11 protein-coding genes are annotated in these 12,918 nt (G+C 57.6%); 2 read left to right on the forward strand and 9 right to left on the reverse strand.

Going from position 1 to position 12,918, the window contains the following annotated elements; all coding sequences use genetic code 11:
- Positions 1-751: 751 nt before the first annotated feature.
- The 9 genes from P6U28_RS01025 to nodD1 form a co-directional block, all read right to left on the reverse strand.
- A complete protein-coding gene (locus P6U28_RS01025) occupies positions 752-979 on the reverse strand; it encodes a hypothetical protein (protein WP_407121509.1) in 228 nt (75 codons plus the stop codon).
- A gap of 680 nt (positions 980-1,659) precedes the next feature.
- Positions 1,660-2,037 (reverse strand): NolY, encoded by a 378-nt coding sequence (locus tag P6U28_RS01030; RefSeq protein ID WP_407121511.1) that lies wholly within the window; start codon positions 2,035-2,037, stop codon positions 1,660-1,662.
- Positions 2,038-3,459: 1,422 nt separating this feature from the next.
- The gene (locus tag P6U28_RS01035; protein WP_407121513.1) at positions 3,460-3,591 is read right to left on the reverse strand and encodes a hypothetical protein; all 132 of its coding nucleotides are present in this window, start codon (positions 3,589-3,591) and stop codon (positions 3,460-3,462) included.
- A 48-nt stretch (positions 3,592-3,639) separates the two neighbouring features.
- Positions 3,640-4,671, reverse strand: coding sequence for an LLM class flavin-dependent oxidoreductase (locus P6U28_RS01040; RefSeq protein WP_407121514.1), 1,032 nt, complete (start codon positions 4,669-4,671; stop codon positions 3,640-3,642).
- Positions 4,672-5,152: 481 nt separating this feature from the next.
- Entirely contained in the window at positions 5,153-6,160 is a 1,008-nt protein-coding gene (locus P6U28_RS01045; protein ID WP_407121516.1) for a branched-chain amino acid ABC transporter substrate-binding protein, read from the reverse strand.
- A 443-nt stretch (positions 6,161-6,603) separates the two neighbouring features.
- Entirely contained in the window at positions 6,604-7,317 is a 714-nt protein-coding gene (locus P6U28_RS01050) for a MerR family transcriptional regulator (protein ID WP_174221601.1), read from the reverse strand.
- A gap of 121 nt (positions 7,318-7,438) precedes the next feature.
- Positions 7,439-7,648 carry a hypothetical protein gene (locus P6U28_RS01055; RefSeq protein ID WP_162500426.1) on the reverse strand — a complete coding sequence of 70 codons (210 nt, stop codon included), beginning with the start codon at positions 7,646-7,648 and terminating at the stop codon, positions 7,439-7,441.
- A 586-nt stretch (positions 7,649-8,234) separates the two neighbouring features.
- A complete protein-coding gene (gene nodD2 / locus P6U28_RS01060; RefSeq protein WP_122405192.1) occupies positions 8,235-9,206 on the reverse strand; it encodes a transcriptional regulator NodD2 in 972 nt (323 codons plus the stop codon).
- A 633-nt stretch (positions 9,207-9,839) separates the two neighbouring features.
- The gene (gene nodD1 / locus P6U28_RS01065; RefSeq protein WP_122405191.1) at positions 9,840-10,784 is read right to left on the reverse strand and encodes a transcriptional regulator NodD1; all 945 of its coding nucleotides are present in this window, start codon (positions 10,782-10,784) and stop codon (positions 9,840-9,842) included.
- Between the two features lie 836 nt (positions 10,785-11,620).
- Here nodD1 and P6U28_RS01070 point away from each other — a divergent pair.
- Positions 11,621-12,250, forward strand: a complete 630-nt coding sequence (locus P6U28_RS01070) for a NodA family N-acyltransferase (protein ID WP_122405190.1) — start codon at positions 11,621-11,623, stop codon at positions 12,248-12,250.
- A complete protein-coding gene (gene nodB, locus P6U28_RS01075; protein WP_407121520.1) occupies positions 12,247-12,906 on the forward strand; it encodes a chitooligosaccharide deacetylase NodB in 660 nt (219 codons plus the stop codon). Before P6U28_RS01070 ends, nodB begins: the two co-directional genes overlap by 4 nt.
- Positions 12,907-12,918 lie beyond the last annotated feature (12 nt).

Here is a 12,918-nt window from a genome sequence, read left to right on the forward strand (position 1 = left end):
GGTCTAATCGCACACCGCGTCAGGTTGTGGCGCCCTCAACTTGCTATGCACGGCCTCGAGCGAAAGGCTGCGCCTTGACACTGGTTGCTTCGCGCAGATGGGTCCTTGAGCACGAATAGTTCGTGATGGCCTGTGACACGACCCAATGTGCGAGATTTTTGGCTCCATACGTCCCGGATTAGCGACATAGCCGGGCCGCGCCAGCATGTCCCGTGCCTGCTCGCCGTTTAGAGAGTTCGGCAAATGAAAACCGCTGATCGAGGAGCCGCCTCGGGCGCTCCAGTTCATTATTTCGGTAGGAGGCTCGTGCTACCACTTGCAATTGTGAGCGATGCGGGACGATCCATCACAGGCCCGGATCGCTTTGCTGAGGACCGGTCACGACTCTAGCACAGCTAAACCTCGCCCTCGATCGACAGATGTGGATGCAGCTGTGCTTGACGAGGCCCTTGCTTGAAGTTGCGCAGTTCGTGCCGAGCCAAGGGTCAGGAGAGGAAACGGTATCGCGTTTGCTGGCGCCAGCGAGTAATAGCGCGGCTGTCTCGTCTTGTCGCCGACTTGCACTGGAATCCAGGTGACTGGTCTTGGATCACCAGAAGAGCTGCATAAGCGACAGTCGTCGCGAACGTGCTCGTCTCAGCAGGGGCTGAACATGAAGGAGGGTCACCTCCACCACGCTCAGCCCCGGTATTTTTCCGCCGCATAATGACCCCACATGCCAAGCTCGTGTGGCAGTATGGGGTCAAGCGCCTTATTGCTCGGTCGACCGCGCCAATTCAGCCCGCAAGCTGCGTATCGCCTCGTTAGCCAGATTCAAAGTATTCCGTTCGCCGTTCTTTATCGAAGACTCAAGTAAAGTGCACAACCGGCTATGAAGGACCGTCTTGCGATTATGCGCCAGCAACGGATCCGTCTCAACAAAGCGCCAGGCCTTATCAAATGCGACGCTCACGATAGCATCTTGTATCTGCTGATCCATCTCAACACTCCACGACGTCCTGATACAAGGAAAGTACCTTCGCAAAAGCAAACCGAGCGTCTGTGGCTTGTCCCAGCAAGTAAGACCTCAGAGCCGCAGTACACTCGGAGCATCGAGCTGCTCTCGATGCGTCATGAATTTACAGATGTTTGTTGAAGTTCCGATGACCCCGAACGTCGTATTGCCAGGCGCGTTCGAATATTTCTGAAGCGACTGAACGAGCTCGCGTTGTTCGCGCGGCTTCGTTGCCAAAGTGATCTTGTTTCTCGGTGTCGGTCGATATTGGGCTATTGTTCCCGCAATCGGAAGATCGGGGCCATGCCAATCGCGACTAAAGCCGACCATCGATGAAAATGGATCGCTCCGCTCCTTTCGCAGTCTCTAGCTAAGAAGCGTTTCTTGAAGCGTGTGGCGTTTTCCGACCACTGCTTGTTTGCTTTCTGACAAGTATCCGCGTGCCGTCGTCCTTTGCGCGATCCAACGTGGCCTCCTGCTCTCGGTGCAGGCTCCAGCTTTCGAGAATGGTGGCGAACAGTTGTGATATGGAAAGGCCAGCGGAAGCGGCGCGCTTGACGGGACGGTGAGTCATAAACACCAAGTCGTCGATCCCTGGCGCGCACGGCCGTAGCAGCCAGCCCCGCGATGCGCGCCATCAAACGGAGAGAAAGCCAAACGACATTTCAGTCCGCTGCTGCACGTGATAGAATTAGTTTGGCGATCTTCAATTGGTTGTCGGGAGTTCGCAACACTGCCGGTAAGGCCGCCACGGCCTGATCGAAAAGGCGTCCCAAAACCTGAAGGTCTTCTGGGTAGTAAACGCCACGGTCTTGCGACAGTCGCCTCGTTTTCTGGTCGCCGGCGCGGCCCCCGGTTCTCGTATCGCCGAGCTGGCCGAGCTCAAGTTCCGCCGTAATCATTTGGTTTGTCAGGGCGTTTAGCAGTCGTATCGCTTCGAGCTCGTTGCCTTCTTCGCCTATGAGGGCGGCTACGATGTCGAGTTGCAGGTCGATGCGATCCTCGAGGTCCTCTGAGCGTGAATTGGAAGGGTCAAGTTCCACGGTGTTTGCTCCAAAGTAGTTAAATGCAGAAACCAGGTTGAGTAACGGTTGGGTCGTGCTTTCCCGTTGGCGAGACGGCAGAGGCGGCGATAGAACGAATGGCTGCTGCACAAGGCAAGGTGTGCACGCACGGTCGCCGGAGGAAGAGGGTGGTAGGCATGTGCCGCTAAAGGACCGCAAAGGCGATCGAGCAGAGAGCGCGAACCGGCACTTGATCTCGAGCCGGTCCAGCGCGTGGGACAGTGGCAGTGATTCCAGCCGGCGGGGACACCGCTGATGACCGCGAGTCGAGAAGTGCGACCCGAACTGCTGCGCGATTGCTCGTAACCTGACATAGCGATCCAGACGTAACCGGAGGCTCCCCAGGGCAGAGTGCCATAAAAAGAGCTTGGCGCTGGACGAAGCTGTTGCTGAAGGCGCTCCGTCAACTGGTCCAGACCGGTCTGCTCATCATACCAGAAAATTATGGCCAAGCCCATGCTAGGCAACCCAGAAATAACATCCGCTACATACGTCTGCGGTTTCTCTCTGCGTTCGTTGAAAGGCGATGCCTGGCCCGACGAGGGTGCGGATGGGCTCCTGGAAGGTGGGCGCGCTAAGACACAAGACCGGCAGATCGCGCATCTCCACCCCTCGTTCCGATGGTGAGGTAAGGATTGCTGAGAAGGGATAACCGCGCCGGGATATGGTCGAACAGCGCCGGCGCATAGAAGGAGATAGGGTAGCGTCAGTCTGTAGGAAACGGGTGTGGAAGCCGCCTGCCGACGAAGACTGAGGACGCGAGCAGAGTGAGACTCCACGATTACACGGCGTACAGGGGTGGGCAGTAAGATCGCTAGGCTGGTCTCATCACACCGATCGACATCATTGCCTCGGTTTGGGCGGAGGATATGCGGCTTGCGCCTAGCGTGGTCAGATAGCTGACCGCACTGCTTTCTTTGAAAGCCGCGACAGCGTCGGATTGTCGGCGGCGCCCCCCTGGTCAGGGCAAATAGTCCAGCCCGCACCGTCGTAGAGGCCAGTTCGCCTGTCCCAATTCTATGCAGCGCACGCATTTACCTTGGCCAAGCAGTGTGCGTGAGAGTCGATCTTCTTCGAGGCCTTTGGATGATTGAGAAGGCAGGCGCCATCGCGATAGATTACGCGCCGGACATTGCGATTGACCATCCGACCGCATTTGCGCGGCACGTGCGTCGACTCCAAAGATTGATGGGTGTCGTTGGCGATGCAGCCACGAGAACCTTGAATCGGCCTGCGACTAGGCTGAAAGCAAAAAGGGTCCATTGCTCACACGACATTCGTTAAATGTGCTTTCCGGAAACCGGCGATCGACTTATGGAGTATTTGGCTGAAAATGGTAAAATCGAAAGTGTTGATGGGAAGCATCCAGTTTGTGGATCGCGCACGCGCGTAATCTTTCTCTTACATCGAAAGCGCGTTATTTTTCCTGCCGTCTTGCTGCCGCTTTATCAACTCATCCGCGGCCGAACGCTCTTCGTTCGCTTCGATCTCGCGGGCCTTTGCAATGAAGGCCCGCGATTGCTCAGGGCTCATCCTGCATCTCGGTTATTTGCCCCGCATACGATACCCCAAATGCAGACATTACCAGCCAAAGCTATCGAGAATTTCAGCTTTGATCGCGGTTGCGGTGTGCAGGGAAATCTCCAGCGGTAGGTTTCCGAATGCAAGCTGGCAAAGCAAGTAGTTGGCACCTGCCACTTCCATCTGCTGAAGAAGGAGCTGTCGGACGGAAGCCGGCGTTCCAACGACGCACAATTCGCTTTCAAGTGCTGCATCGAAGGTCAGCGGAAGGGCGGGCGGTGTCGAAATGGCGTTAAGCTCATAAAGGAACTTAAAGCTCTCCAGCCATCGCCGATATGCAGTTTCGGCCGCCGCATGAGCGTCCCGATCAGACTTCGCAATCACGACCATGCGGGCCAGCCCGAGAAATGGCTCGCGGCCATGTGCGGCTGTATTGTGGGCTCGATGGGAGCGGTAGGCGTCCGTAACGTTCCGGACAACACTGGCGGGGCCTATGCACGCCAGATTGGCGCCATTTGCCGCGGCCCACTGTGCCGTCTCAGCCCGATTGCTTGCGATCCAGATAGGCGGATATGGACGTTGATGAGGCCTCAACGTTAAGGGTACGTCGCTCAACTCGAAGTAGCGTCCATGATAAGATAGCATATGTCCCTTCAGCGCAATATTCAGGATTTCACTGGCTTCCGTATAACGGCTTGGTGCAGCGTCGGCAGTGATGCCGAAATAACCCCATTCAATCGGCTGGGAGCCGCGGCCTATCCCGACCTCGAGCCTGCCGCCGCTCAATTGGTCAAGCATGCAAATCTCTTCGAATGCGCGCAACGGATGATAAAGGTTGAGCAACAGGACGAGCGGACCGAAGCGTAATCGCCGGGTGCGCTGCGCGACGCTCGAAAGAAACAGGTTCGGCGAGGGCCCTCTGCCATGAGGTGTGCAGTGGTGTTCGGCCAGGTGATAAGCGTAGAAGCCGAGCGAGTCGCAGACCTCGGTCAGCTTGAGACGATCTTCATATTGTCGTGTGACATCTCGGCCGTCGTCATCCAAATGGTCGAAAACACCGCACGTTAGTCTTGAAGGAAGGCCACTCTTCACTCGATCAATCTCCGATAATGGGGCAGATGGCGAGGCATGGTTGCTTCATGGCATCGCACTCAAAGAGTCTCGTTCGTCATTTGACCGCTTAGGCCGTTTCTCTTTAGGGCGCGATCTGAGCTTGCACCATGTGAGTGGATCACGAGAATGCGCAAATGGCGGTCCAGTCCAACCGTTGATAGACGTTCCCCAAGCGCCTCCACAGCGAGCATGTCCTCGACGAGAAGCATCGTTAGCCGCTTCAGAGGTCCTGTGCCTTGCGAGCCAGATCAGATCGGCACGGCTACTATTTGTCTATCATTGGACGTAGCGTCTCCGTCAGCTCGACATCCGGTAGCTCGGCGAGCGCTGCGACGAACGCGAGAAACGCTCCGAAGGCTGCAAGTATAAGAGAGCTTGCGAGTATCGCTGTTCCTACGACCTGAGTGCGTCTCATAATCCTTGTCACTTTGGCTTTTTGGGGAGACGGCGTTGATGCCAATCAGTTCTGCTCGACAGCTTCAACACGGCCGTCTCGCCAGCGGTAAACCAGAAAGCCAGGAGCCGCATTGTCTCCCTTTGCATCGAACCGGACTGGCCCAATGACTGTATCGATCTGCCGTGAACGAAGTGCGTTGGCCACGCGTGCAGCATTGAAAGAGCCGGTCCGGTTCACCGCCTCTGCCCATGCTTGCACGGCTGCATAGGCGTAAAGCGTATAGCCTTCGGCAGACAGGTTGGATGCCTTGAGTTCGGCCACCACGCCGGCCGCATTGGCATTCGCGGCCGGGTCCGGCATGAAGGTGAACAACGTGCCAGTTCCAGCGCTGCCAGTAATGGCCCAGAACTCAGAGGTCATCAACGGATCGTTCGCCATGACGATGAGCGCCGCTCTTGCTTCTGACGCCTGGCGTACAAACAATCCGATTTCGGTATGATAGCCGCCGATATAGGCGACGCGCACCCGATCCTTCTTCATTCTTGAGACCAGCGCCCTGTAATCCTTTTCACCGGCTACATAGCTCTGCCGAATGACTTGTTCGCCGAATTTCCGAAGATGGGCTTCGACCGCGTCGGCGATACCTTTGCCTGCGGTGCTTTTGTCGTCGAGCACCGCTATCTTGTCGTTAGGGTAGTTCCGGTGAATGTACTCGGCGGCAACGATGCCCTGTTGGTCGTCGCGGCCGCAGATCCGAAAGACACTTGCAAGGCCGCGTTCTGTTAGCTGAGGATTTGTCGAGCCGGGTGACACCTGGATGATGCCTGCTTCGGCGTAAATCTCGGAGGCCGGGATCGACGAAGACGAACAGAAATGGCCAACGACCAACCTGACCCGCTCTGTTGCGAGTTTATTGGCGACTGCGACAGCTTGCTTCGGGTCGCAAGCGTCGTCGGCGACACTCAAGATCACCTTGGTATCGAGAAGTAGGCCAGAAGCGTTCAACGCCTCGACCGCCGCAGCTGCACCATCGCGCATTTGCGCGCCCATCGCAGCGCTGCTTCCGCTCATTGGGCCAGCCACGGCAATATTGACCTCTGCGCCGCGCGCAACCGAGGCGAGAGCGCAGAAGAGAAGCGCTGCACTCGCAGCAGAAGCACAACGTCTATTCAACATTGCAGAGTTCCCAGTGCTTACCTGAAGTGAACTGCCGGCAGCTGCGATCAGGCGTGCCTGCACGTTAAGGCTGTTTGCCAAAGCGAAGCTTGCGTTCGGTCGGCCAGATGCGGCCACGATAGAACCTACAATTTGACGTTACGTGCGGTTCAAGGCCGTTTTTGAAGGGAGCCTCGATCAGTGCGTCAGGGAGCACCGATCGAAGAGGTCATGACGATTATCCGCTTGAACCTATAAAACGTTCGGCCCGCATCAGAGCCGCCGACCTACCAAGTGTCATCGCGTTTTCAGATTGCCAGGGCCGATCGCCAAGGCCGTGCGGAGCCGGCCATCAGATATTAGTACGGCTGATCCTCTAACCCGCCAAGGGCGAGATCGAGATATTGCATGAGGCAGGGATCCCAACCAGCCAGGCTACGGGGGGCGCTTAATCGTGCAAGTACCTTCAGGATCATCGAAACGCGTGAATCGGCGCCAGCGATTTCGCCGATCAGCAAGCGTGCTGCAACTGCGACGGCCTTCGCCCGCTCCCCGCAAGGATGCTCGCCCCGATCCATACAGTCACGCAGGTCGTCGCGGATCCGCCGCCACCGCTCCTCGCGATCTGCAGCTAACTTGCAGGTGCATCGGGACGTCTGACTGGGCGTCTCGACCCGCGACATGGCATTGAGGGTGGCAGGCAGCTCATCCACACTTACCTGGATTTCACTGTCGATGGTCATGTTGCGCAAGCGATCTCGCAACATAGTTGCTCGAGCGACTTGGAGTTCTATCCGCTGTAGATGCTTGCGCAGAAGGTCGGGGAGTGAGGTCGTGCCCTCCATAGCTTTACGGATCTCAATAAGCGAGAAGCCAAGCTCACGTAACGCCCGAATCTGGTGAACCCGTTGCATGCTTTCGCGGTCGTACATCCGGTGGCCGCCGTCAGTACGCTCTGAAGCTGCTAGGAGCCCAGTGTGTTCATAATGATGCAGCGTGCGTACCGTTACTCCGGTCGCCTGTGCAAGTTCGCCAATGCGCCATCGACGCCTTCGTGGTGTAGCTTTGCTCATGTTGCTCAATTTCAAAGCCTACAACCTGACGTCACGTGTGATTCAAGTAATTTCAAAGCTCTAGCTGGATCGTCTTTCATTCCAGCGCGAGAGTGGTGACTATCCTCAGAATGGCGAGGGATCAACCCTGGGGGGAAATGGTGATCAACAAGTTCGTCAGGCATGCCAGTTGAGCCTGGCCAGCCGCTGTACGCTCCAGGATGAGCTTGGCGATTGCTGTGCGATTTTCCGGACTTTGCATGGATGGGGGTAGCGCGGTGACCGCACTATCATAAAGGCTTCCCAGGATGGAAAGCTCTTCCGGATCGAACACGCCGCTGCATTGCTCCAATGTTCAGCTCCTTTGCTTGTCATTGTCGTGGCAGCGCACGTCGTCAAGACGTTTGGCTGCGATAGGGCCAAAAGAAGTCAGACCCGCGGCGCGGAGCGACGAAGATGCGATGTGCTCACAGGTGATGCGACAGGGCAACACGCGAGCGCGATTCCTGCTTCGACAGCACGAGAGATCGCGGCCATGTGCATGATCGATGATCGGCACGCTCACAGTGCGTGATGGTACGACTGCGAGGAAGCCGAAGCGTCTCCGCTCATCGGAGCCCCTACCGATTCGGAGAGTTGACGAGAACAGCCCATCGCCCTTTCTGCTGTATCGAGGCGGGTGCGGCGGGCGGCCCGGTGCCACGTACGTCCTCGTCTCTAAGCAAGCCAACAGTCTGAACCGCCGCTCGTGCCTCGAGCCGATTGCCAACGTGCGAAAGACCTACACAACTCATCATGCTAGCCGTCCGCTGCGACGATCTTTATGGAGCGATCATGAATTCGAGCGAGGCGAGCCTAAATTGTCTGCTCTGAGACATTCGTTGGGATATGAAGTTCGCAGACCTTGCGAACGTCCTTACGAAAAACGGCGAGGCAGATCATGCGAAATCTCCGGCAGCATCTGCCCGTTCCGAAGCGCAGATGATGGAGGGCTCGTCTCCAGTCGCCATGCGGGTAGCCTCCTGCAACAATATCTCTCGCATCCACAGGCTTTCGGGGTCGCTATTGTGAAGCACGGGCCATTGGACCGCCTCAGCGAAGGCGGGGAATGGCTGCGGGAGCTCCGCAATGCAAAGGGGCATCGTTCTTTGGAAATGCTTTACGAGCCCTAACGGCATCGTCCCTATGCGGTTTGTGCCTACCAGCAGGGGCGGGATCATGCTGAAGCTCTGCACAAGAATGTCGATGCGCCGATTGAGGCCGAGATCGAGTAAAAAGGATTCGTCGACCGGCGTCTTGCGCGCACCTTCGATCTTAACCGCCACGTGGCGCATGGACATATACCGGTCGAATGTAAGAGGCCGCAGCAGTTTACTATTCGTGCTGCAACCTACGCAGACGAGCCTCTCCTCGAATAGGGCCGCCCTGGGGTGCGCGCTGGACATGAATAATTCCGGCAAGATAACAAAATCGACTTCGCCACGGCGGAGAAGCTCATCGCGCTCATCGGTGAGCGCCACCAGTTCGAAGCTGACGGCGGGTGCTTCTCGCGCGACGCGCTCCACGACATTTCGAAAGAATACGACTGTTATAAAGTCAGAAAGGCCGATCCTGAACCGGCGGTTCAGCCGAGCTGGGTCGAACACGTCCCGCGCGATAATTGAGAGTTCAATGTGCGTTAGAGCTTCGCGCACAGGGGCTGCGAGTCCTTCCGCGCGTGACGTCGGGACAAGTTCACGGCCCCTCATTCCGAACAGGTCATCACGGAAGTAGGAACGCAGCCGGGCAACGGCTGCGCTCATGGCAGGCTGACTAAGGTTAATCTTGCGTGCCGCTGCGCTGAGGTTGCGCTCGGTCATTAGAGCATCCAGCGCGACGAGCAGATTTAGATCCAGACCTTTGAAGCGCATGTCTTGTTATCCGGCGTGAACGTAATTGCGACGCCACCGCGAGCAATGACGGCCGCGTCTGGAGAGGTCCTATTGGCTCGCCCGAATGGACATCGTTCCAACTCACGATCGCAAAAAGACGCTCGTGAAATGACCGCAACGATGGAGAGCTCGGCAGTAGGCGAACCAGCGGCCGCCGCAAACCGTCAGGAGTCCCGAAGTTGGTTGGTCTCGCCGCTTCCGGCGAGCCACACAATAGGACCCGGTCAGTTGGTTAATGGCAGATCAACCTAGTGTCCGGCCAGTGCGGTGAGTTCGCCAAAGTGCCCAGTCGACGGCCGCGTAGCGCAGCGTTAGCCACGGCGGCGAACCTACAACCTGACGCAGTGTGCGATTCAAGCCATTTTATCGGCCAAGCTAAACATTAGTGTACTGGAGGAGGGCGTGTTCTGCCGATAGTGCCGGCGTCGCCTGTTTGCAGTGCAAGCGCATCAAACCTCAGCTGCGAGGCCAGGAGCTCACCACGGGCCAAGTCTTCGCAGCCGATCGCCGTCTCTGGCAGCTTCGCGCCAGAGACGTTGAAGTGACGAAATCGTCCGAGCACGATCGAAGGATCGTTAGCGTATTTGGAAGGTGGAGCGGCCTATGTCGAGCCTAGCAGCGCCTGCGAGTTGGAGGCTCCTGATGCATAGATGCCATGTTGGATGCTTCCTCCAGCAATATCCGCCGCATCCAAATGCTCGCCGGGTCGGTATTGTGGAACGCAGGCCACTGCACAGCCTCGGTGAATGCGGGCAGGGGGAGCGGTGGTTCGACGATCCGCAGTGGCATCCGCTTTTCGAAGTGTTTGGCCAGTCGTAAGGGCATTGTGCCGATACGGCCCGTGTCCAACAATATGGGCGGAATCAGGCTAAACCCCTGCACAACGATCTCAATGCGTCTCTTGACGCCGTGCTCAAGCAAAAACCATTCTTCGAGGTTTGGTCTGAGCGCGCGTCCGAACTTCGCCGCAACGTGCCCCATCGAAATGTATTTCTCGAACGTAAGCTGCCGGGAGAGCTGCTTGTTCGCGCGGCATCCCACGCATACGAGGGTCTCGTCGAACAGCGTCGCCTTAGGATGCGCGCTCGACATGAACAGTTCCGGCAGAATCAGAAAGTCGACCTCGCCCCGACGGAGCAGCTCATCGGGTTCATCGGAAAATGGCAGCAATTCGAAGCGCACCGCGGGAGCTTCCTGTGCAATGCGGTCCACAATTTTGCGGAAAAAGACGATGGTCATGAAATCGGAGAGAATGAACCTGAAGCGTCGGCTCGACTGAGTAGGGTCGAACGCGTCCCGCGATATGATCGAGAGTTGGATGTGCAGCAGGGCCTCGCGAACCGGACCTGCAAGCGCCTCCGCGCCAGGCGTGGGGACGAGCTCGCGACCTCTCATGGTAAATAGTTCATCGCGGAAATAGCTGCGCAGCCGCGCGATCGCAGCGCTCATAGCGGGCTGGCTCAGGTGAATTTTGCGCGCCGCCGCTGTGAGGTTTCGCTCCGTCATCAGAGCATCGAGCGCAACGAGAAGGTTTAGATCAAGTCCCTTGAACCGCATGTTCTGAGTCTATCCATCGTGTGGATGTGTTCCATCGGAACAATCGATTTTACCAAACTGGGGGATGTTGAATAGCAAACATCAGTTTGGAAAAGTAATCGGTCGTACCACGATGGCTGCTGCTCATTCACGCCGGCTCGGAGAAAAAGTACTCGACGTGCGAGCAGCGGGCGCATTCGTCTCGAGGATGGCGATGGTCGGTCCGTGCGAGCCGCGTCGCTTCTTCTCCGTGCGAAGCGCGCTCGCTGGAGATGCCAGGCCGATCTCCGTAAACCTTGGTATGCGCGTTCCATCCGTTTCCATATTGGAGGTTTACCCGCGTACACTTGAGAGCGCGTTTTGCCGCATTCTAGTGTCCCGAAAGAGCGGCAGACGCAGATTGCGGATGCCAAGTAATTCAGGCGGCTCCCAAATAGCTCGCCTGTCCACCGCATTTCAGGGCGTGTCGAAGATGCATGAGAACCAGCTTGATTTGATGCCACTCGGATGCGCCCTCGATGAGGCTCCGCGGATCGAAGGCCTGCCCTTAGACGTCAAAACGTCGACAGCGATGCGAGCCGAGGCGGAAAAGCTCCGTGGGGCGAACAGAGTGTGGCTAGTCCAATCGCCTCGTCGGCATCTTCCGGGATATCTCGCGCGGGGCATTGGCCGAATGACGAGTCCGAACGATGAGATCGCTTCGTCGCGAGCGAAGCCGCACGGCGCGGTGGAGTCGAGAAGTGCCGCGCTCTGGGCGGGTCGTGGCAGCGCATTTGAGTGTTGATCAGTGGTTCGGCGATTAGGGAGTTCACGTGACCATCTCCGCTCATAATTCCACTGGCGCAAGGAAACCCGCCATGAACATTGCCGTATCACGGACGGAAGCTCCTTCTGCACGCTCTCAAGTTCAGTGGAGCCGTCGGTGGGAAAGCGAATTGCAACTCACCGATCATGCCGAACTCGCCGAGTTCTTCCGCAACAGTTACGGGCCGACCGGTGCGTTCAATGCGCAGCCATTTGAAGGCAACCGCAGTTGGGCCGGGGCGAGGCCTGAGGTCCGCATCATCGGTTATGACGCGCGCGGGGTAGCTGCTCATGTCGGGCTACTACGCCGTTTCATCAAGATTGGTGGGGTCGATCTACTCGTTGCCGAGCTCGGCTTGTATGCGGTGCGCCCGGACCTCGAAGGACTGGGAATCAGCCACGCAATGCGCGTGACGTATCCGATACTGCATGAGCTTGGGGTTCCATTCGGTTTTGGTACGGTTCGGCCTGCGCTTGCGAAACATATGACCCGACTGGTCGCAAGGCAGGGGCTCGCCACCCTGATGTCTGGCATTCGCGTCCGCTCCACGCATCCGGACGTCTACCCCAATCTGTCGCCGATCCGCATCGAAGACGTGATCGTGGTGGTGTTCCCGGTTGGACGCGCGATAAGCGAGTGGCCCGCCGGGACGATAATCGATCGGAACGGGCCTGAGTTGTGAAAGAGCGTTTCCCCCTATCCGCTGTCCGTTGCGACTATGCTGACGTGACCGGAAGTCGCCCCGTCTATTTAACCTTTGATGATGGGCCCAATCCATTTTGCACGCCAGAGGTGCTCGATGTCCTGGCGAAACATCAAGCTCCGGCGACGTTCTTCGTGATTGGCACATATGCGGCCGAACAACCTGAACTCATTCGGCGAATGATCGCGGAAGGGCACGAGGTTGCGAACCACACGATGACGCATCCGGATCTATCCAGATGCGGACCAGCGGAGGTGCGCGACGAAGTGCTGACGGCGAGCGAGGCGATCCGTTCGGCGTGCCCGCAGGCTTCGCCCAGACACATGCGGGCACCTTACGGCATGTGGACACAAGAGGTGCTCTCTGCGTCAGCGAGCGCTGGTCTCACAGCTGTGCACTGGTCGGTCGATCCCAGAGATTGGTCACGCCCCGGGGTTGATCGAATTGTGAATTCAGTACTGGCGACCGTTCGCCCGGGAGCAATTGTGCTCCTGCACGATGGATATCCGCCTGATGAGGAGCGACTTTGCACTGCTGCCACGCTGCGTGATCAGACCACGATGGCGCTGTCACATCTGATCCCAGCACTACAACGGCGCGGGTTTGTAATCCGTCCACTCCCTCAACTTCACTGAACAGAACCAACA

Source organism: Bradyrhizobium sp. STM 3561, assembly GCF_045571455.1.
In the GTDB taxonomy this organism is placed as follows: domain Bacteria; phylum Pseudomonadota; class Alphaproteobacteria; order Rhizobiales; family Xanthobacteraceae; genus Bradyrhizobium; species Bradyrhizobium vignae.